The organism is Novosphingobium umbonatum (genome assembly GCF_004005905.1).
GTDB classification, from domain to species: Bacteria; Pseudomonadota; Alphaproteobacteria; order Sphingomonadales; family Sphingomonadaceae; genus Novosphingobium; species Novosphingobium umbonatum.
In genome coordinates, this window is sequence record NZ_SACO01000002.1 from 400,041 (window position 1) to 421,807 (window position 21,767).

Here is a 21,767-nt window from a genome sequence, read left to right on the forward strand (position 1 = left end):
GCCACGACAACCATGTCATCTCCAGCCCTACTGACCGAAAAGCAAACTGCCGACCTATTAAACATCAGCCCTCGCTCTGTCCGAAACGCTCGAACCAACGGGTCCCTCCCATATGTAAAAATCGGACGCCTAGTCCGCTATCGCCGCGAAGACATCAACGCACTCATCGACAACGCGGTTGTCGCGAATGAACCCGCCATCGGCACCATAACGCCGAGCAGAAGGCGCGGGCGCCCTTCCAGAAGCGAAGATAGCACGGGCGGAAGGAGGGGCTGAAAGGTGACCGTATACCTCCCCAAAAGCTCACCTTATTACCACTACGATTTTCAATTCAAGGGTCGCCGCTACAACGGAAGCACCGGGCAGAAAACCAAGCGGAAAGCCGAGGAATACGAAAGATTCGTCAGAAACAAAGCCACAACTCCAAGCTATCGGCGTGATGAAATTTCCATTTCAGAAGCGATAACCCTCTACCAATCAAAAACTGAAAGCCAATCCTCACAAAAAACCACAGCCTATATTCTTCGCGAATTTCAAAAATCTCTTGGAGCTAACACATTTCTGTCGGACGTCACACCGCTCAAGCTACAGAAGCACTTTATAAAGCGAAAGGAGAAACGCTCTACTGCAACGATCAATCGTGAAGTTGATACCATTCAAGCACTTTGGCGATACATCGACAAAATGCGCTACAATATAGGCGATATGCCAGACTGGGCCAGCTTGCGGCGCCGCCCGCCCAAGCTGCCCATCCGCGAACTCAGCTACGAGGACCAAGATCGTTTGCTGGAAGCGATGCGCGGCGATCTACGAGATGTGATCGAATTTTTGCTGACGTCAGGCTGGCGGAGAAACGAGGTCATCAACCTTAAGTGGAGCGACTGCAATTTTGAGCAGAAGACGGCTAGATCCCGACTCAAAGGGGGCGATACGGTGCAGCGCCCTTTAACGGACACTTTGACTGCAATCATTCGCAGGCAGCCAACAGACTGCGAGTCTGTCTTCAGCTACCTCTGCGAGAAAGGCAACGGTGCGCGAAAAAAAGGGCAACGCCAACCTCTAACCGCAAATGTTCTGCGCAACGCCTTTGAGGCTGCCCGTAAGAAAATTAACCTGCCCCACGTGAGGCTTCACGATCTTCGCCACACCTGCGCAACGCGCATCGTCAGAAACACTGGTTCTCTTGTAGCAGCAAAGACCGCGCTGCAGCATACCAATTTAAATACGACGCTGCGTTACGCTCAGGCAACCCCAGAAGACGTTCGCAAAGCACTCGATGCAGCGAACTCCCGTAATATCCCCGGAATTTCCAAATGAAATGCGCTCACACCATTGATTCTAAAGCTTAATTCCCGACTTGCACCTCTCGGTGTAAACGAGATGCTCTACCAACTGAGCTAATCGCCCCTTCACGGGGGGGGCACGCTAATCCGCGACTTTTCCCGCTTCGTCAAGCCTGATTTTCAAAAAGATATGCCGTCCGATGCTCGCGCCTCGTGAAATCGGGCGCGGCAGGGACGCCCCCGCCGCGCCCGATGGTCAGGCTTTCAACGCCGCCTTCACATAGTCGGGCCGCAAAGGCAGGCGACGAACCGGCTTGCCCGTGGCGTCGAGGAAGGCCCCCGCAATGGCGGGCGCGGCCAGCGCATTGGCGCTTTCCGAGCCCTGCCCATAGATCTGCGCCCCCGCATAGGGCGCCAGCACGATCTTCAGATCAGGCATCTCCTGCGCGGTGAGGATGGGATAGGTGGCCCAGTCAAGGCTGGTCACCGCGCCCTCGTCAAAGCTGACCTCCTCATGCAAGGCCTGACTGACGCCCATCAGACAGCCCGCCTGCGCCTGCCGCTTCAATTGCAGCGGATTGACCACAATGCCCGGGTCCGACACCAGCACCATGCGCTCCACCTTCACCTCGCCGGTGGCGGGGGCAACGGTAATGGTCGCCGCGCAGGCCCAATAGCCATTGTCGCGCAGCATGAAGGACACACCCCGCCCACGCAACAGCTTGGCCCCTTTGGTGCGGGGCGCGGGGGATGGGCGCGTGTCCCATGCCGCCTCCAGCTTCAACCGTTCCAGCACCGCTTTCACGCGAGGGTCATCGGTATGGTCGATGCGGAATTGCAGCGCGTCCTTGCCCGCCAGCATCGCCGCCTCGCTCATCGCCACTTCGCGGGGGAAGTTTTGCTGGAACTGCACCGGCGTGCGCATCGAATGGTCGCGCAGACCCACCTTGATCAGCGATTCCTTCTCGCCCAACTGGATCGTGCCGCGCCCCGTTTCCGCCACATGCTCCACCGCGCCATAGACCCAGCGGTCGGCAATGCCCATTTTCGCGGTATGGATGGGCGAGGGATTACTGGCCGTGGGCGGATCAATCACCGGAAGGCCCGCCAGAATGGCGCCAATCGGGCGGTCATCCTGCATCGGCGGGCCGGAATGGGTGGCCTGATAGGAAGCAATCCGCCCCTGCGCATCCAGAGCAATGCTGATATCGGCATAGGCGGTGGAGCTTTGCGTCGACCAGCCCATGTCATCATGGCGCATCCATTGCACCCGCACCGGCACGCCCAAAGCGCGGCTGAGCAGCACGGCCTCGTCTTCCGATCCGGCATTGCCGCCGTTCGAGCGGCCAAAATGGCCCGGCCCCGCATAGGTCCGCACGACCACCTTATCCTCGCCCACGCCCAGCATCTTGGCCAGGGCCATGCGCAGGAATTGTGGGTTCTGGCTATGGGTATGCACCGTGACCGAACCATCGGGTTTCACATCGCCCAGCGAGACCGAGGGGCCGATGGGCGCATGTTTGAAATAGGGCATGAAATAGCTGGCGCGGTGGGTCTTGGCCCCTTTCACGCTGGCCACATCGCCCTTCTTTGCGCCTTGCGTGGGGGGCACCGCGCTCCAGTCCACCCTATGCTGCAAATGGTCCAGCAGCTTTTCGGAAGTGGGCAGACCCTTCCATTCGCTCCATTTGGTGTCGGCGGCCACGGCTTGGGCGGCCTGCACCGCCTCCCACTCGTCGGGCGAGACCACGGCTAGCAGATTGCCCAGCTGCACGATTTTCGCCTTGGGGAATTGCGCCGTATCCAGCTTGCCCGCCGCGATCAGCGTGGAGCCCAGAGTGGCCGGATGGATCGTGCGGGCATGCAGCATGCCGGGCAGTTTGATATCGCCCACCCATGGCAATTGGCCCGAGACTTTGGGCCGCAGGATGGGGTTCTTCACCGCTTGGCCCACGATGGTGTAATCGGCCACCGCTTTCATCGGCGGATTGCCCGTCACCACCAGCCCGCGGAAATCGGTCAGCTTGCCTTCCACCGGAATGGCCAGATGCAGATCCTGCCCTGCCACCAGCGCGCCCAGCTTCTCGCTATGGCCCGCCCCGCTCACCACGCCATCGCGCAGGGTCAGCGCGCTGCGTGCCACGCCCCAGCGCTGCGCCGCCAGCGCCAGCACCGCCTCGCGCGTATAGGCGGCCGCCTTGCGCATATTGGTGGAGGCATTGCGCAACAGACCAAAGGTGCCGCCGCCATCGGGGGTGCGATCGGTATCGCCCGCAATCACCGTGGTGATCGCCTCCAAGGGCACACCCAATTCCTCGGCCACGATCTGGCGATAGGCCGTGTAGATCGAGCTTTGCCCGAAATCACATTTGCCCGTCCGCATGGTGATGGTGCTGTCGGGGTGGATCTCGATCCAGCTGGAAGGCTGGGCTGCGTTCAGCGAAGCGCCTTGCGCCGAAACCTCGGCGCGGGCGAAATCAGCCGCCAGGCCCAGCGCCACCACCAGCGCCCCGCCCGTGCCCAGAAAACCGCGCCGCGAGAGGCGGGCGCCATGGATGGACAGGCCATCGGCAGGGATCGTATCGATCTGGTCGGGGGTCTGCATCACTTCGCCCCTCCTTCAGCCATAAGCACCGCCGCGCGGTGGGCGCCATCCAGAATGGCGGCATAGGAAGCACAGCGGCACAGATGCGGCGAAGGGCCGGAGGTGGTCAGCGCCGCCTTGATATCGGCATCGCTGGGCTTGGGATTATGCTCCAGCAATTCGGTCACCTTGATCATCATGCCGAATTGGCAAATGCCGCATTGGGGCACTTGTTCATCCACCCATGCCTGTTGCACCGGATGCAGCCGTTCAGGATCGGGCGTCAGCCCCTTCTGCTTGGCCCAGCGTGCGGGCAGGCCGTCCACCGTGGTCACATCCTTGCCCTCCAGCGCGGAAATCGGCGTGATGCAGGCGCGGATTTCCTCGCCATCGGCCAGCACCGAACAGGCCCCGCATTGCGCCAGACCGCAGCCGAATTTGGGCGTCATCACATCCAGCTCGCCGCGCAGCACATAAAGCAAGGGCGTATCGGGCGAGGCTTTCACCTCGCGCTGGACACCATTGACAGAGAGGGTGGTCATCGCATTCTCCCACGCAGATTTTGGCGGGAGATTACGCTACCTTGTTCCCTTGCGGTATAGGGGCTAGCCGCATAGAGCTTATGATCCATGCTCATGAATAGAGCGGGGCCGCGCCTTGACCAGCACCGGCACCAGACAGGCCAAGCCGCCCAGCCCGATCACCCAGCCCATCGGTCGCGGCGTGCCATCGGCCAACAACCCGATTAGCGCCGCCCCCACCATGCCCGATCCATATTGCGTGGCGCCCAGCAAAGCCGAAACCGCGCCTGCCTGCGCCGGATGGCCCGCCATCGCCTGCGCCATGGCATTGGCCACAATCAGGCCCGAGGCGCTGACAAACACGAAACAGGGCAGCACCAGCCCCCATAGCCCGCCGAAATCTGTCGATGCCGCCAAGGCCAAGGCCACACCCGACATACAGGCCATCCATCCGCCCCAGCGCATCACCCGCGCGCCGCCAAAGCGGGGCAGCAGGCGGACATTGGCCATATTGGCGCCCATAATCCCGATGATACCGGCACCGAACAGCAGGCCGTAATGCTGCGGGCTGACATGGTGATAGGTGATATAGGCAAAGCTGGTGCCCGCCACATAGGCATAGACGCCAAGGTAATAGGCCGCACCAATGCTGGCGCAACGCAGCACCGTGGCATCGCGCAAAAGTCGCCCATATTGCCCCGCCAGATCGCCCCAGGGCACGATCTGGCGCCGCTCCGCTGGCAGGGTTTCGGGCACGGTGGCCAGCCCCAGCCCCGTGACCACGCCAATCACCACCAGCAGCCAGAAAATCGCGCGCCAGCCCGCCACCAGCAAAACCTGCCCGCCCAGCCATGGCCCCACCAAAGGCGCCACCGCCATCACGGTGATCAGGGTAGAAAGCATCTGCCCCGCCTTGTCCGGCCCATAAAGATCACGCACCATCGCGCGCGACAGCACCAGCCCCGCCGCAATCGGACGCTTGCGGCCATAGCGGTCGCCAATCGGCCCCCACACCAATTGGCCAAGGCTGAACCCCACCAGATAGGCCGAAATGGTCCATTCCATCTGCGCCTGCCGCGCATGCAGCGAGGCGGCCATGGCCGGCATGGCTGGCAGATAGAAATCGGTGGAGATGGAGGCAAAGCCCATCAACGCGCAAAGCACAGCCAACAGGCGCAGGGGATGCGCGGCTTTCGTTGCGGGGGCGGATGCGCTCACAGGCCGGTCATCGCCTCTATCGCAGGCGTATAACGGCCCCCCATCACATCGATGCGGCCCAGAACCTGTTCAATTTCCGCCAATTCGGCCTCCGTCAATGCCACCTGCGCCGCGCCCAGATTTTCTTCCAGACGGTGCAGCTTGGTGGTGCCGGGGATTGGCACGATGAACGGGCGCTTGGCAAGCAACCATGCCAAGGCGATCTGGGCGGGCGTGGTGCCTTTGGCGGCGGCGATGCCGCGGATGGCGTCCACCAGCGCCAGATTGTGATCAATCGCCTCCTGCTGGAAACGCGGCAGGGCAGAACGGAACTCGCCCGCGGGCACATCCTGCGCGCTGGTGATCGCGCCGGTCAAAAAGCCCTTGCCCAGCGGCGAATAGGGCACAAGACCGATGCCAAGCTGGTCGCAAGCCTCCAGAATGCCATTGCTTTCCACCTGCCGCGTCCAGAGCGAATATTCATTCTGCACCGCGCTGACCGGCTGCACCGCATGGGCGCGGCGCAAAGTGGCCGCCGAAGGCTCGCTCATGCCGAAATGCTTGACCTTGCCCTGCGCGATCAGGTCACGCACCGCACCGGCCACATCCTCGATCGGCACGGCAGGGTCGACGCGATGCTGATAGAACAGGTCGATCGCCTCTACGCCCAGACGTTTGAGCGAGGCTTCGCATACGCGGCGGATGGTTTCGGGGCGGCTGTCCACGCCCAGCATGGCGCCGCTGTCGGGATCAATGTTGAAACCGAATTTGGTGGCAATCACCACCTGCCCCTTGAAGGGCGCCAGCGCCTCGCCCACCACTTGTTCATTGGTCCACGGGCCATAGACCTCGGCGGTGTCGAAAAATGTCACCCCGCGCTCGGCGGCAGCGCGGATCAGGGCGATGCTCTGTTCGGGCGGCAGCGTGCTGGAATAGCCGAAATCAAGCCCCATACAGCCAAAGCCAAGGGCAGAAACGGTCAGATGTCCAATTTGGCGGTTTTGCATAGAACGAACTCCAAGGGCGTGTTGGCCTTGGAGTTCCTTTACCCCGCAGCACCGGACAGGATTAGTAGGGCCATCCGGCATGAACTTATGAAAATCAGTAATGGGCCAAAGCCCTCCTTGATCAGGCCCTTGCCCCTTGCGATCCGACCTTAGACCAATACCCGCCCCCGATTGGCCATGCGATGACAGGCTGATGGTTTGCGCGTAGTTCCGGCCAAGGGCCATGATAAAGGGACACGCGGCATAACCTCTTTGCACCAGAGGGAGCTGGCGGGTGAAGACGTTCAAGCAAGCATTATCGGACAGGTCATCACGTCGCGCCATGGTATGGGCAGGGCTCGCCCTGGCCGTCACCGCGCAACATGCCTCCGGCGCAGAGGCCAAAGCCTCGCCCGACGGGACAGAAGCCGATGCCGCGATTATCGTCACCGCCAGCCCTTTGGGCGACCCGCAGGCCAACACGCTGGACCAGCCCTTGATCGACAAGAGCCGCCCGCAGGCCCTGTCCGACCTGCTGGGCCGCTATGCCCCCGGCGTGTCGGTGTCCGATATGCAGGGCAGCCTGCTGTCGATGGATGTCCATTACCACGGCTTCACCTCATCGCCCGTGCTGGGCACCGCGCAGGGCCTGTCGGTCTGGATGGATGGCGTTCGTTTGAACCAGCCCTTTGGTGACGGGGTCAATTGGGACCTGATCCCCACGGGCGCTATATCCTCGATCGGGCTGGTGTCGGGCGCCGCGCCGCAATTTGGCCGCAACGCGCTGGGCGGGGCGATACAGGTAAAATTGCGCGACGGGCGCAGCGATGGCGGCGTGGTGGGCGATGTCTCGGCAGGGTCTTTCGGCCAGCGCAAGGCCCAGTTGCAGGCCGGAGGGGTGCTGGACAATGGCATGGACTGGTTCGCCTATGGCGATGCGATGCGCGAGACGGGCTGGCGGCAGGATTCCGGCTCGCGCGTCTGGCATGGCTATGGCCGCATCGGGTGGCAAAGCGGGGAAAGCAAGCTGGGCCTTGCACTGCATGGCGCCGACAGCCGCTTCAACGGCAATGGCCTGCAGGAATTCCGGCTGCTCGACCGCGATTACCGCAGCGTCTATACCAAGCCGGACATGAACCATAATCGTGGCTGGATGGCCATGCTGAACGGGCAAAGCCCGCTGGGCGATCACGCGCAGATCAGGGGCAATCTGTTCTGGCGCAAGGCGACCAGCCACACCAATGGCGCGGATGTCAATGAAGGCGCGCTGGGCCAAAGCCTGTATCAACCCAATGCCGCCGAGCGGGCCGCTCTGGCGGCGGCGGGCTATAGCGGCTTTCCGCTTTCGGGCGAAACGGCGACCAATACTGCTTTCCCCAAATGGCGCTGCATCGCCAATGTGTTGATCAACGATGAACCCAATGAGAAATGCAACGGGCTGCTCAACCGATCCAGCACCAGCCAGGAGGAATGGGGCGGCAATCTGGAGCTGACCTATGCCCCTGCCCATGGCCTTTTGCGCCAAGTGACCCTTGGCGGATCGGCCCAGAGCAACCGCGCGCAATTCGCCCAGACCAGCCAGTTCGGCTATCTGCTGCCCGACCGTTCGGTGGCGGTGGTAGAAGGTGCAGGCGCCCATGCCGATGGCACCCAAACCTCGGAAAATGCCTTTGACGCAAGGGTTGATCTGCATAGCCGGACACGGGTGCTGGGGCTTTATGCGCTGGCCAATCTGCAACTGGCCCGCCCGCTCAGCCTCGATCTGGCCGCGCGATGGGATTACAGCAAGGTCCGCAACCGCGACCGCATCACGCCGGGCGGTGGCACCGGATCGCTCGACAGCAACCCCAGCTATGCCCGCCTCAACCCTTCCGCCGCGCTCAATTGGCAGGCGGGCGCGGGCGCGTTGGTGACGCTGGGCTGGTCGCAAGCCTCGCGCGCGCCATCGGCCATCGAACTGGGCTGTTCCGATCCGGAAAGCCCCTGCCGCCTGCCCAATGCGCTGGCGGGCGATCCTCCGCTGGCGCAGGTGGTGGCGCAGCGCATGGAGGCCAAATTCGCGCTGCAAAGGCCGAATTGGGCGCTATCGGCCAGCGCCTTCCGCACCGACAGCAGGGACGATATTCTCTTCGTCACCGCCTCGGCCACCGGCTATGGCTATTTCCGCAATTTCGGCCAGACGCGCCGACAGGGCATCGAAATAAGCGGCAGCGCCAGCCTTGACCCGCTGCGGTTGAACGCCAGCTATACCTTGCTGGACGCCACCTATCGCAGCGGAGAAAGCGTGGGCGGATCAGGCAATTCCTCCAACAATGGCCCCGCCGCCGGTTTTGACGGCAGCATTATAGTGCAAAGCGGCGACCGCATCCCGCTGCTGCCCCGCCATTTGCTCAAGGCCGGATTGGGCTGGCAAATCACGCATCGCCTCGCGCTGGATCTCGATGCCACCGCCTCCTCCGGCGTCTATGCGCGCGGCAACGAGAACAACCGCCACCGCGCCGATGGCACCTATTATCTGGGCGCGGGCAAGACAGAAGCCTATGTGGTCACCAATCTGACGCTGACCTATCAGCCTTTCCCAAGGGCCACCCTGACGCTGGGCATCCGCAACCTGCTGGACACGCGCTATGCCACGGGCGCGCAATTGGGCGCCACGGCCTTTGACGCCAATGGTCAATTTGTGGCCCGCCCCTTTGCCGGCCCTGTGATCGATGGCGAACGCCCGTTGCTGCATTCCACCTTCCTTGCCCCTGCCGCCCCGCGCGCCTTCACACTGGGCCTGCGGATGCGCATGTAGGTCTTAGGTACAATAGGCCGAGGCCCTGATCTGACCTAGTCTTGCCCCATCGCGCAGCAGGCACCGCAGCCTGACAGACGCAGGCAGGAGAGACTATCATGCTGGAACAGGCCCTTGGCAAATTTGCCTCCCATTCGCTCATCCGCGACAAATTCGACAATTTCATCGGCGGCAAATGGGTTGCGCCGGTGCGCGGGCAGTATTTCGACAATATCTCGCCGCTGACCGGCCAGCCCGTCTGTCAGGTGGCGCGCGGCACGGCGGAGGATATTGAACTGGCGCTGGATGCCGCCCATGCCGCCCGCGAAGGCTGGGCGCGCACCTCGCCTGCCGAACGCGCCAATGTGATGCTGCGCATTGCCGATCGTCTGGAAGCCAATCTGGGCCAGTTGGCGCTGGTGGAAACCATCGACAATGGCAAGCCGATCCGCGAAACCACCGCCGCCGATCTGCCGCTGGCGATTGACCATTTCCGCTATTTCGCCGGTTGCATCCGCGCGCAGGAAGGCGGCATTTCGGAAATCGACCATGACACGGTCGGCTATCACTTCCACGAGCCTCTGGGCGTGGTGGGCCAGATCATCCCCTGGAATTTCCCGCTGTTGATGGCCGCATGGAAGCTGGCCCCCGCAATTGCTGCGGGCAATTGCGTGGTGTTGAAGCCTGCCGAACAGACGCCCATGTCCATCCTCGTGTTGGCCGAAATGATTGCCGACATCCTGCCCGCAGGCGTGCTCAACATCGTCAACGGTTTCGGGATCGAGGCGGGCAAGCCTCTGGCCACCAACAAGCGCATTGCCAAGATCGCCTTTACCGGTGAAACCTCCACCGGCCGCCTGATCATGCAATATGCCAGCGAGAACCTCATTCCCTGCACGCTGGAACTGGGCGGCAAGAGCCCCAATATCTTCTTTGCCGATGTGATGGCGCAGGATGACGACTTCCTCGACAAGGCGCTGGAAGGCTTCACCATGTTCGCGCTCAATCAGGGCGAGGTCTGCACCTGCCCGAGCCGCGCGCTGGTGCATGAATCGATCTATGATGCCTTCATGGAAAAGGCGATCCGCCGCGTGGAAGCGATCAAGCTGGGCAGCCCGCTAGACCCTGCCACGATGATCGGCGCGCAGGCCTCGAATGACCAGCTGGAAAAGATCCTGTCCTATATCGACATCGGCAAGGCCGAAGGCGCCAAGCTGCTGACCGGCGGCGAAAGGCTGATGCAGGAAGGCGAGCTGGCAGGCGGCTATTACATGCGCCCTACCGTGTTCGAAGGCCATAACAAGATGCGCATCTTTCAGGAGGAAATCTTCGGCCCTGTCCTTTCGGTCACCAAATTCTCCAGCGATGAAGAAGCGCTCTCGATCGCCAATGACACGCTTTATGGCCTTGGCGCTGGTGTGTGGAGCCGCGATGCCAACACCTGCTACCGCTTTGGCCGCGCCATTCAGGCCGGACGCGTATGGACCAATTGCTATCACGCCTATCCCGCCCACGCGGCCTTTGGCGGTTACAAGCAATCGGGCATTGGCCGCGAAACGCACAAGATGATGCTGGACCATTATCAGCAGACCAAGAATCTGCTGGTCAGCTACAGCCCCAAGAAGCTGGGCTTCTTCTGATGGAACCGGGAGGAAGGCCGGTGGTTGGGCTCCACCTTCCTCTCACCCCCGCCCTGCCGCCGCGTGTGCTATCGACACCGGCGGCAGAGGCCATGATCGCGCGTTTGACGCAGGCCCATGGGCCTTTGATGTTTCACCAATCGGGCGGCTGCTGTGATGGCTCCGCCCCGATGTGTTTTCTGCGCGGCGAATTCCGTACCGGCGCCAGCGATGTCTTGCTGGGCCATATTGGCGGGGATTGTCCGGTCTGGATCGGCGCGGCGCAGTTTGAATATTGGCAGCATACCCAACTCACCATCGATCTGGTGCCCGGACGCGGCGCAGGCATGAGTCTGGAGGCACCCGAGGGCTTCCGCTTCATCACCCGCAGCCGCGTTTTCAGCGATGAGGAAGCCGCCGCTCTGGCCGCGGCAGGCCCGCCGCCCCTTGGCGATAGCGTATAAGCGGCCAAGGCAAGGGATTTGTTCCATCAGGGGACCCCAAACCACAAGAAAGAGGTGGAAATCGACGCAAACTGGCGCAAAAAGAGATTTAAGAAGGCGCGCATTTGACGCAGCCCATATGGGGAAAGGACACCGTCAAGGTGGTTGTTCAGGCTTCGAGGCAGGATGATCTGCTGGCCTATGCTTCGCATGAGCATCAGGCCGAAGCGGCCGTGGCCGATATTGCGCGTATGGCGGCAAAAGCGCGCGTGGGCAGCGGTCTGGTGTTCTGCTCCAGCAATTTTGACCGGCAGGAACTGGCGCGGGAATTTTCCCGCCAATTGCCCGATATCACTTTGGTCGGCTGCACCAGCGCGGGCGAATTGACCCAGCGCGGCTATGATGAGGACAGCCTGCTGTTCATCGGCTTTCCGCAGGACGAATTTACCCTCACCTCCTTGCGCTTTACCGATCTGGATGCATTGGACGTGGTGCAGGCGCAGGCGCAGATCCGTCGTCTGGTGGCCGATGCGCGGCGGCGCGATCCGGCGGCGATGCATGTGGCGATGATCTTTGTCGACGGCCTGTCCCACCGCGAGGAGTTGCTGGCCATGATCGCGCAGGAAGCGCTGGGCGATGTGGAACTGATCGGCGGATCGAGCGGCGATGCCTTGGCCTTCCGCGACACCGCCATTCTGCATGAGGGCGCCTTTCACCGACAGGCCGCCGTCATCGCGCTGCTCAGCAGCCAGCGCCCCCTTCATGCCTTTTGCTCCACCCATTACCGCGCGGGCGCGCAGAAAATGGTGGTGACACAAGCCGATGCAGCCTCACGCACCGTTTATGAGATCAACGCCGAACCGGCGGCGCAGGCCTATCGCCGGCTGATCGGCATTGAATCGGGCCCGCTGGACGCGCTGACCTTTGCCGCCCACCCGCCGATGGTGCGGATCGGGGGGCGCTATCACGTCCGCTCGATCCAGTCGGTCAACCCCGATGACAGCCTTACTTTTTACTGCGCCATCGACGCTGGAATTGTCCTGACTATCGGAGAGCCGGTCAATCGTATAGCCGAACTGCATGAGGTATTCTCAAATTGCGAGGCTGCCGTGGGCGAGATAGACAAAATCATCGGTTTCGATTGCGTCCTCAACCGCATTGATGCGGCCCAGCATCAAATCTCGCGCGAGATCTCCTCGCTTTATGTTGACCACCATGTCTTCGGCTTCAACACCTATGGCGAACAATTCCGTTCGGCCCATATGAACCAGACTTTCAGCGGTCTGGCGATTGGCCAAAGGCGCGCCTGATGGCCAGCCTGTCTCCTCCCGCTCCCGCCAGCGAGGTGGAGGAATTGCGCGAAAGAGTGCGCAAGCTGGAAAAGATCAATGCCGCGCTGATCGATCGAGTAGAGCGCGCCACCGATATGCAGGGCGGCGCCTATTCCATGTTCGAAACCGCCATCGCGCTGGAGGCGATGGTGCGCGAGCGAACCGCCGCACTGGAAACGGCGCTGGGCAGGCTGAACGCGATGAATGCGCAATTGGCGGCGGCCAGCGCTGATGCCGATGCCGCGCGTATGCGCCTGCGCGATGCCATTGAATCGCTGAGTGACGGCTTCGCCCTGTTTGACGCCGATGACAAGATGGTGATGTGCAACAGCGCCTTTCTCGACATCTGGCCGCAATTTGTGCCACTTGCCACCGATTCCCCCGACTTTTCGACCATGGCCGAAGCCTTGGTCCATGCCCGCGCCACCATCGGGGCCATCGTCGCCCCCGACCGCTGGTTGAGCGAGCGGGTCGAGCGCCACCGTCTGGCCGCCGGTGCCCATGTGCAATGGCTGTCCAACGGGCGCTGGGTACAGATCAACGAAAAGCGTACCAGCGAAGGCGGCACGGTCGGCGTCTATACCGACATCACCTCGGTCAAGGCCGAGGATGCCCGCCAGCGCGCGCAGGAACTGGCCGAGCGTAATCTGGCCCTGCAGGCGCTGCTCGATACTTTGTCCGAAGGCGTCTGCATGTTCGGCCCCGACCTGCGGCTACAGGCGTGGAACGGCGAATTGCTCAACCTGCTGGAGGCGGTGGACGGGCGCAAGCCGGACCCGCTGGACCTGTCCACCCATGCAGGATTGATCGCATGGTGCCGCAGCCATTGCCATCTGGACCAGAGCGAGGCTCTGATGTGGCGCGACGAGGGCGATCGGCGCGAAACCCCCTGCATGATGGGCGAGCGCCATTTCATGATCCGCTCGGTACGCTTGTCGACGGGGGGCATGGTCTTCACCTTTGACGATGTGACCGAGAGCATCCAGTTCCACCGCTCCCTGACCGAAACCGCCGAGACTTTGGAGCGGCGGGTGGAGGAGCGCACCGCGCAGCTGGTGGAGCTGAACCACCAATTGGAAGAGGCCAAGGACGAGGCCGAGACCGCCAACCGTTCCAAAACCAGCTTTCTGGCCGCCGCCAGCCATGACCTGTTGCAACCGCTCAATGCCGCGCGGCTGTTTGTCTCGGCGCTGGATGAATGCCGCCTGCCCGCCCGCCCGCGCAGTCTGGTCGAACAGACCACCATCGCGCTGGATTCGGTGGAGGACCTGCTCGAAGCGCTGTTCGAAATCTCGCGGCTTGATGCCGGCGCGATCCAGCCCGACATCCGCCCCATCGCCTTGGGACAGATCTTCAACGCCTTGCGCATCGAATTCTCGCCTTTGGCGCGGGCGGGGGGGCTGGATCTGATCGTGCCGGAAACGGGCGCATGGGTGGCCAGCGATGCCCGCCTGCTGCGCCGCGTGCTGCAAAATTTCGTGTCCAACGCCATCCGCTACACCGCGCAAGGCCAGGTGGCGGTGGAGATCACCCAAAGTGAAGGCGCGCTGACCGTTGGCGTACGCGACACCGGGCCGGGCATTACGGAGAAAGACCGCGAGCTGATCTTCCGCGAATTCCACCGCCTGCCCCATGCCTCGCGCATTCCGGGCAAGGGGCTGGGGCTGGCGATTGTGCGGCGCGTGTCGACCATGCTGGGGCATGATATCACGCTGGATACGGCGGTGGGGGTGGGATCGACCTTTTCCATCACCCTGCCGCTGGCCCAGCCCGCCGCCCCTGCCGATGGAGCGAGCACGCCCGAACGCATCCAATTGCGCCGCCCCGCCCATGGCGTAGTGGTGGTGATCGACAATGACGCGGGCGTTTTGGCGGGGATGAAGGCGCTGCTGGAAAACTGGGGGCTGGATGTGGTGGCCACCCATGACCCGTCCGATCCGGCGGTAGGCAAGGCCTTCTGCAATGAAGCCAAGGACAAGAGCCCCATGCTCTGCGTGGTGGATTTCCATCTGGACGATGGTTTGACCGGCGATCAAGCCGTGGCCGATCTGCGCGGCCGCTATCGGGCCGATCTGCCAGCGGTGGTGGTCTCGGCCGATCGCGGGCCGGAAACGAAGCAGGCCTTGGCCGCTATGGGCATTCCGCTGCTGTATAAACCGGTAAAGCCCGCACAATTGAGGGCCTTGTTGCGGCAATTGGAAATCATGTGAGGGCGGGCAAAGGCGTTACAGCTTGAACCCCACCCGATTGGCATGGATCACCGCCTGCGTGCGGCTGAACACCCGCATCTTTTGCAAAATGGCCGAGACATGGGCCTTTACCGTGGTGATCGACACATCCAGCTCATAGGCGATCTGCTTGTTCAGCTTGCCTGCCACCAGATGGCCCAACACCACCCTTTGCTGGCCGGTCAGGCTGTCGATACGGGTGCGGATCTTGTCCACCTCGGTCTGGGCGCTGTCATCGCCCATGTCGGGCACATAGATCTCGCCCGCCAGCACCTGACATAGCGCCTCGATAATCGCTGCGCGCTTTAAAGACTTGGGCACAAAGCCCGCCGCCCCCATCGCCAGCGCATCCTGCACCGTGCGCGCGTCAAACTCGCCCGAAACCATCACCACCGGAATATGCGGAAATTCCTCGCGCAGCCGTGTCAGTCCCGACAGCCGCGACACATCGGGGATGTTGAGATCCAGCATCACCAGATCCACCTCGGCATTGTCGGCCAGCACCTGCAAGGTGGCGTCCAGATTTTCGGCTTCGAGAATGTCGCAATCGGGGAAAGTATCGTCAAAGATGCTGCGCAACCCGTCGCGCACCAGCGAGTGGTCATCCACGATCAACACCCGCTCAGGCTCTCCGGCGGGAGCCATCACATAGGGATCGGCCACAGATTCGGTGGCGGCCTTATGGCTCGGGTTATGCATCCTTCAACCCCTTATGCTTATTGCCCCCCTTGGTTTCGGGGATATGCAGGGGGGCTGCCCTCTGGATAGACCAGCCCCCCGCCCTATGCCACAATTTATCGCGGCAGTTTAAACACCCACAAGGCGCCGCCCTGGCTGATTTCCTTGAAGGTCTTGGCCACTTCGCCACCCCACAGCGGCACAGCGCCGCCCCAGCCCGACATGACGGCCACATATTGCTCGCCATCCTGTTCCCAGGTGATGGGCGAACCGACCACGCCCGAACCGGTCTGGAACTTCCAAAGCTCCTTGCCAGTCTTGGCGTCAAAGGCCTTCAGATAGCCTTCGGGCGTGCCGGTAAACACCAGACCGCCAGCGGTGGTCATCACCCCGCCCCACAAAGGCGCCTTGTTGGGAGCTTCCCACACGATCTTGCCGGTGGTGGGGTCCATCGCGCGCAGCACGCCAATATGGTCAGGCGCGATCGGCTTGATGGTAAAGCCCGCGCCCAGATAGGCCGCGCCCTTTTTATAGGCGATGGGTTCGTTCCAGATATCCATGCCCCAGTCGTTGGAGGGGACATAGAACAGGCCCGTCTGCTGCGAATAGGCCATGGGCATCCAGTTCTTGCCGCCCAGGAAGCTGGGGCTGGAGAACACCATCTTGCCCTTTTCCGCGCCCAGCGGGGCGCCGGGGCGGCCTTCCTCGATCACATTGGGGCGGCCAGTCTTCTGGTTGTAACCATTGGCCCAGGTGGTCTGCATCACGAATTTGTTGGCCGACACGAACTTGCCATTGGTGCGGTCCAGCACGAAGAAATAGCCGTTACGGTCGGCCTTCGCGCCCAGCTTCATTGGCTTGCCATTGATGGTGGCGTCAAAGGGGATAAATTCGTTCACCCCGTCAAAGTCCCAGCCATCATGCGGGGTGGTCTGGTAATGCCACTTGATCACGCCCGTATCGGCATCAATGGCCAGCGTCGAGGCGGTGTAGAGATTGTCGCCGGGGCGCAGATGGCTGTTCCACGGGGCGGGGTTGCCGGTGCCCATATAGATCAGGTTGGTTTCCGGATCATAGGTGCCGCCCAGCCAGGTCGCGCCGCCGCCGGTCTTCCACAGGTCGCCCTGCCAAGTCGCGTTCAGCTTGCCGGTCATGCCGTTGGGCTGGCCCTTGAGCGTGCCCATATGGCCTTCGATCACGGGTCGGTCCCAGATCAGCTCGCCGGTATCCACATTGCGCGCCTGCACCGCGCCGACAATGCCGAATTCACCGCCCGAATTGCCGGTGATCACCATATCCTTGACGATCATCGGTGCGGCGGTCGCTGAATAACCGGCCTGATAGTCGCCCACCGCCTTGTTCCAGATCACCTTGCCGGTGTGGCGGTTCAGCGCGATAATATGCGCGTCCAGCGTCATAAAAATGATCTTGTCGCCATGGATCGCCGCGCCGCGGTTGACCACGTCACAGCAGGGCATGATGCCATCGGGCAGGCGGGCGGTATATTGCCACTTCTTTTCACCCGTGCGCGCATCAAAGGCAAAGACGCGCGAATAGGAGGCGGTGACATAAATCGTGCCATCATAGACGATCGGCTGCGATTCCTGCCCGCGCTGTTTTTCATCGCCCAGCGAGGCGGCGAAAGCGGGGACCAGACGCGAGACGGTCTCGGTGTTGATCTGGGTCAGCGGGCTGAAGCGCTGGGCCTTGGGGCCCATGCCATAGCTGAGCACGTCGCCGGTCGAGGTGGCGTCGTTCTTGATGTCCTCGCTGGTCGGACCAGCGGCCTTGAGCGGTGCGCCCAAAGCCAGCGCGGCAACCGCCAGCGCCGCCGTGGCGGCAAAGCCAGTGCGAATGAAAGAGCCCTTCATCAATCCCTCCTGTTATGTGTTTTCTTGTAGGCTTGGTCGGAACGGAAATTTTGCCCGTCAGGCTTGATAGGAACGGAGCCTATAGACAGGCCCGCGCCCGGCAATTGGACCTTGGGAGAAGGAAAAGGCCCATGGCGCATGGGTTCACCCCGCCAGAGGCGCTTGCCACGCCACGCCATGGGCAAGGAAGATCTTGGCCAGCGCGCCATCCTTGACCATGGCGGCCAAAACGCGCTCGATCGCATCGCTGAGCGAGCGGCTATCTTCGCGCACGGCGATCCCCACATCCCATCCTTCGGAAATCATCGCCGGCAAAGGCGCCTTGCGGCGGCGGAGCTTGGGGTTGTTCATGTCTTTAAGGCCAGCTTCCACCTCGGCATTGCTGGCCACCACCGCATCGGCCTTGCCCTCGCCCAAAGCCGCCACTGCTTCATAGCCGGTGTTGAAATGGGCGATGCTGTTTCGCAAAATGCCGCCAAAACCGGCCATCAGGTAAAAATCGCCAATCGAGGTGGTCGAGGCTGCCAATCTTTTGCCGCGCCAGCTGACCGGCGGCGCCTCGCAATCGAGCGTACCCTCGACGCATGCGGCGGCGAAACCTTCGCGGCAATAGGGGGCGGCGATGGCGACATTGTCATTGTCTTGCTGCAACTTGCGCTCAAAGGGCACATGCATCATCACATCGCAACGCTGGAACCCCAGCAAGCCCCCGCGCCACACCACATTGCGCAAATCATCGCTCAGATTCTCGCCCGCGGTGAACTCCACGATGTCGAGTCGCAGCCCCAGCTTGGTCGCAAAAGCCTTGGCCAGATCAACGTCGATGCCCTTGAGCACCCCGTCCTCGCTCCAGGACCAGGGGCGGTTGTGCTTGTACACCCCCACCCGCAACACGCCCAGTTCCCTCACCTTGGCCAAAGGCGCGGCCATGGCATGGGGCGCGAAAAGCGAGGCGATCAGGCCGCCCAGCAACTGGCGGCGATTGGGGGCGGGGCGCATGGGCAGGATCAATCCTCGCTATGCTTGGTTTCAAGATAGGCGCGGATCGCCCAACCGGCCTTCTGGCCCAAAACCTCGCCCATCGGCGGCATATAGACCTTACCATCGCGCACCGAGCCGTGCTGGAAACGCTGGATAAACCATTCATCCCCGCTATCGCCCAGTTCCAGATAGCGCAGATCGGGCGCAATACCGCCCGAGATCGCGTCCAGCCCGTGGCAACGCGCGCAATTCTGGCCATAGGCCGATTGGCCAATCTCGATCGCTTTGGCATTGCCGCGATAGGGATTGTGCTGAACCCATTTATCATTGCCGCCTTCCAGATCGGGCAGCGCCGAAGTGTCCACCGCCTGCGGCGTCACATTGCCATGCGCCGACAGGCGGGCACCGGCCGAGGCGATCAAAATCAGGGCGGCAGCGCTCAGCGCCACCCGCGATGGGGTCCATTCCATGAGTTCGCTCTTTCTCCCGAACACCGCAGTCTGCGCCGCGGCGAGCTTGCGCCTTATCGCAAGCAATTTTTAACAGGTGACAGAATAGGCAGATGCGCGGATTCCCCCAATTGCACCATGGTAGAATAGCATCGGCTAGGCATTGGGGCATGACTGGATCCATGAAGCTGACCCTTACCTCGCGCATCGCCTGCCCGCTGGCGGCTTTTCTCGCTCTTGCGCCCCATGGCGCCCCCAGCGCCTATGCCGCGACGCTGGCCTATATCAGCAACGAGCGCGACGCGACGGTGAGCGTGGTGGATGTCGAAGCGCAAAAGGCGGTGGCGACCTGGAACGTGGGCCGCCGCCCGCGTGGCATCACCCTGTCCGCCGATGGCCGCTATGTGCTGATCTGCACCAGCACCGACAATGCGGTGGAAATGCGCGACCGACAGGACGGCCATCTGGTCGCACAAATCGCGGCGGGAAGCGATCCTGAACAATTCGCCCTGTCGCGCGATGGCAAGGTGCTCTTCGTCTCCAACGAGGATGACAGTGCGGTCAGCGCATTGGACATAGCCGACCGCAAGGTGCTGTGGCAGGTGAGCGTGGACCGCGAGCCCGAAGGGCTGAGCGAAAGCCCCGATGGTCATTGGCTGACCGCCGCCAGCGAGGATGGGGCGAGTCTGGCCTTCATATCGCTGATCGATCGCTCCGTGGTGGACAAGGTGCCGATCAAGGGCCGCCCGCGCTATCCGGCCTATCGCCCCGACGGGAACGAGGTCTGGGTCTCGGCAGAGATGGCCGGTGTGGTGCATGTGCTGGACGCGCAAAGCCATGGGGTGCTGGCCACCATCCCCTTTGCCCCGCCCGGTGTGGCCAATATGCGGATCCTGCCCTGCGGCATCCGCTTTACGCCTGATGGCAAGACCGCGCTGATCGCGCTGGGCCGTGCCGATATGGTGGCGGTGGTCGATGTGGCCAGCCGCAAGGTGGAGGCCTATATCAAGGTGGGCGCAAGGCCGTGGCTGCTGGAAATCACCCCCGATGGCACCAAAGCCGTGGTCGCCAATGGCAATAGCAATGATGTGTCGATCATCGACATCGCCAGCCGCAAAGTCATGGCAACGGTTCCGGCGGGACAAGGCGCGTGGGGCGTGGCCATCACTGGATCGGGCGCGCCTTCGGGTGGCTGAACTGGCCCCTTTCCGGATATTCCTCTAATCTCCTCCCAAGGGATGAGGACCAAGGTCCAATTTTCCACCCCTGATCTAGCGCGCATTCTTCCCCTGCTGCTTCGCAAGACAGCTCAAGAATAAAAACAGGGAAGGGATTGCGATGAAATCGAAGAATCGCTTGCGCGCTTCGGCTGCGCTGGGCGCTTTGGCTGTGCTGGCCATGGTGGTGCCCGAGGCTGCTATGGCAGGCCCCACCACACAGGCTTTGCTCAAACGCCTGCATGAAAAGGGCATTCTGTCCGACGAAGATTACACCCAGATGCTGGCCGAGGAAAAGGCCGAAGCGGCAACTCCGGTGGCTACGCCTGCCCCAGCATCCGTCGCGGCACCCTCCGGCAACGCGGTCTATGCCAAACCCACCAGCAGCGGCATCGGGCTGGATCTGGGCGTGGCGACCATCAAATTCACCGGCTCGGTCAATGGCTATTACGTCAATGACAATCCGGCCACGCCTTCGGCCAATACGGCGGTTACCGGCGGCATTGCCAGCGTAGGCAAGGGTAGCTCCAGCTCGGTACGCAACGGCCTGCTGCCCGGCTTCCTCACCGTCTCGGTCAGCACCCAGCAGGCCGGTTGGGATGTGGGCGCCTTCTTTGGCATGTATCCGGGCATCAACAGCACCGCATGGGGCGCACTGGGCGCCAACAATGGCGGACAGCCCACCGCGCTGGCCACGGCAGGGATCGACTTCCGCCAGACCTATCTGACCTTTGGCAAGCCCAATGTGGGCACGTTCAAGATCGGCCGCGATATTGGCCTGTTCGGGTCGGATGCGATTCTCAACGACATCACCCTGCTGTCCTCCGGCGCGACCGGCGGCAATGTGGCCCCCGGCAACACCACGCTGGGCCGTATCGGGTCGGGCTATATCTACACCGATTTCCAGCCGCAAATGACCTATAGCTCGCCCAGCATGGGCGGCGCGCAAATCTCGGTGGGCGTGTTCCAGCCCCTGTCCTCGCTGACCGGCCCCGCACAGGCCAATGCGGCCCCCGGTTTTCAGGCCAAGTTGAGCCATGATGGCAAGTTTGGCGGGGTGTCCACCCATCTCTGGCTGTCAGGTATCAGCCAGAAGCACGACTCGCTGACCGCCAAGAGCTATACCGGCGAAGGCTTGGATGCAGGCGCACGTGTCACCACCGGCCCGCTGACGCTGACCGGCTATTACTACACCGCCAAGGGTCTGGGCACGACCGTGTTCGGCCTTTTTGACACCGATGCTTCGGGTAATGCGCGCAAGAGCGATGGCTTCTATCTGCAAGCCTTGGCCAGCTTCGGCAAATTCTCGGTTGGCGGCAGCTATGGCGAGAGCAATCTGAAATATGCCAATGCCGCCGATGCTCTGGCCAATCCCACGCTGGTGTCCAAAAACTCCAGCTATGTGGGCCAAGCCCGCTATCGCCTGACCAATTGGGTCACGCTGATCGGCGAATATATCCATGCCAAGGCACAGGCCCATAATGGCAATGCGGCGCAAAGCGATGCGCTGGCGGTGGGGGGCATTCTGTTCTTCTGATGCCAGCCATAGCTGTGTGACGCCATGTGGTCGGGGGATGAGGCCTTTCCCCCGGCCACATTTTTT

Annotated in this window: 17 protein-coding genes; 9 read left to right on the forward strand and 8 right to left on the reverse strand. The window is 62.2% G+C overall.

The features are described 5' to 3' along the window. Positions 1–12: 12 nt before the first annotated feature. Positions 13–276: a helix-turn-helix domain-containing protein gene (locus EOE18_RS18995; protein WP_127706507.1), complete on the forward strand. Its 264-nt coding sequence runs from the start codon at positions 13–15 to the stop codon at positions 274–276. Between the two features lie 3 nt (positions 277–279). Continuing rightward, a complete protein-coding gene (locus EOE18_RS04200) occupies positions 280–1,317 on the forward strand; it encodes a tyrosine-type recombinase/integrase (protein ID WP_127706509.1) in 1,038 nt (345 codons plus the stop codon). Positions 1,318–1,539: 222 nt separating this feature from the next. Here EOE18_RS04200 and EOE18_RS04205 read toward each other — a convergent pair whose 3' ends face one another. The 4 genes from EOE18_RS04205 to EOE18_RS04220 form a co-directional block, all read right to left on the reverse strand. Beyond that, positions 1,540–3,888 (reverse strand): molybdopterin cofactor-binding domain-containing protein, encoded by a 2,349-nt coding sequence (locus EOE18_RS04205; protein WP_127706663.1) that lies wholly within the window; start codon positions 3,886–3,888, stop codon positions 1,540–1,542. Next, the gene (locus EOE18_RS04210) at positions 3,888–4,409 is read right to left on the reverse strand and encodes a (2Fe-2S)-binding protein (RefSeq protein WP_127706511.1); all 522 of its coding nucleotides are present in this window, start codon (positions 4,407–4,409) and stop codon (positions 3,888–3,890) included. The genes EOE18_RS04205 and EOE18_RS04210 overlap by 1 nt, the downstream gene beginning before the upstream one ends. 78 nt (positions 4,410–4,487) lie before the next feature. Next, positions 4,488–5,606: a multidrug effflux MFS transporter gene (locus tag EOE18_RS04215; protein ID WP_246027247.1), complete on the reverse strand. Its 1,119-nt coding sequence runs from the start codon at positions 5,604–5,606 to the stop codon at positions 4,488–4,490. After that, positions 5,603–6,592 carry an aldo/keto reductase gene (locus EOE18_RS04220; RefSeq protein ID WP_127706513.1) on the reverse strand — a complete coding sequence of 330 codons (990 nt, stop codon included), beginning with the start codon at positions 6,590–6,592 and terminating at the stop codon, positions 5,603–5,605. Before EOE18_RS04220 ends, EOE18_RS04215 begins: the two co-directional genes overlap by 4 nt. Before the next feature lie 274 nt (positions 6,593–6,866). Here EOE18_RS04220 and EOE18_RS04225 point away from each other — a divergent pair, with 274 nt between their 5' ends. From EOE18_RS04225 to EOE18_RS04245, 5 genes are all read left to right on the forward strand, one after another. Next, entirely contained in the window at positions 6,867–9,368 is a 2,502-nt protein-coding gene (locus EOE18_RS04225) for a TonB-dependent receptor (protein WP_246027248.1), read from the forward strand. A gap of 98 nt (positions 9,369–9,466) precedes the next feature. Next, positions 9,467–10,987: an aldehyde dehydrogenase gene (gene adh / locus EOE18_RS04230; protein WP_127706515.1), complete on the forward strand. Its 1,521-nt coding sequence runs from the start codon at positions 9,467–9,469 to the stop codon at positions 10,985–10,987. Between the two features lie 92 nt (positions 10,988–11,079). Beyond that, positions 11,080–11,430: a DUF779 domain-containing protein gene (locus EOE18_RS04235; RefSeq protein WP_246027260.1), complete on the forward strand. Its 351-nt coding sequence runs from the start codon at positions 11,080–11,082 to the stop codon at positions 11,428–11,430. 140 nt (positions 11,431–11,570) lie between these two features. Continuing rightward, positions 11,571–12,719, forward strand: coding sequence for an FIST N-terminal domain-containing protein (locus EOE18_RS04240; RefSeq protein WP_342772633.1), 1,149 nt, complete (start codon positions 11,571–11,573; stop codon positions 12,717–12,719). Further along, on the forward strand, positions 12,719–14,950 hold the full coding sequence (locus EOE18_RS04245; protein WP_127706519.1) for a hybrid sensor histidine kinase/response regulator: 2,232 nt from the start codon (positions 12,719–12,721) through the stop codon (positions 14,948–14,950). Before EOE18_RS04240 ends, EOE18_RS04245 begins: the two co-directional genes overlap by 1 nt. 15 nt (positions 14,951–14,965) lie before the next feature. Here the strand turns inward: EOE18_RS04245 and EOE18_RS04250 are convergent, their stop codons facing one another. From EOE18_RS04250 to pedF, 4 genes are all read right to left on the reverse strand, one after another. Then, positions 14,966–15,613, reverse strand: coding sequence for a response regulator transcription factor (locus tag EOE18_RS04250; RefSeq protein WP_246027261.1), 648 nt, complete (start codon positions 15,611–15,613; stop codon positions 14,966–14,968). Positions 15,614–15,762: 149 nt separating this feature from the next. Continuing rightward, the gene (locus EOE18_RS04255; protein WP_127706523.1) at positions 15,763–17,517 is read right to left on the reverse strand and encodes a methanol/ethanol family PQQ-dependent dehydrogenase; all 1,755 of its coding nucleotides are present in this window, start codon (positions 17,515–17,517) and stop codon (positions 15,763–15,765) included. A 144-nt stretch (positions 17,518–17,661) separates the two neighbouring features. Continuing rightward, a complete protein-coding gene (locus EOE18_RS04260) occupies positions 17,662–18,516 on the reverse strand; it encodes a substrate-binding periplasmic protein (protein WP_127706525.1) in 855 nt (284 codons plus the stop codon). An 8-nt stretch (positions 18,517–18,524) separates the two neighbouring features. Continuing rightward, entirely contained in the window at positions 18,525–18,968 is a 444-nt protein-coding gene (gene pedF / locus EOE18_RS04265) for a cytochrome c-550 PedF (RefSeq protein WP_127706527.1), read from the reverse strand. A gap of 149 nt (positions 18,969–19,117) precedes the next feature. On the opposite strand from pedF, the gene EOE18_RS04270 reads away from it, so the two are divergent. Together EOE18_RS04270 and EOE18_RS04275 are read left to right on the forward strand one after the other, a co-directional pair. Next, positions 19,118–20,143, forward strand: coding sequence for a PQQ-dependent catabolism-associated beta-propeller protein (locus EOE18_RS04270; RefSeq protein WP_246027249.1), 1,026 nt, complete (start codon positions 19,118–19,120; stop codon positions 20,141–20,143). Positions 20,144–20,285: 142 nt separating this feature from the next. Beyond that, positions 20,286–21,701, forward strand: a complete 1,416-nt coding sequence (locus tag EOE18_RS04275; RefSeq protein WP_127706529.1) for a porin — start codon at positions 20,286–20,288, stop codon at positions 21,699–21,701. Positions 21,702–21,767: the final 66 nt, after the last annotated feature.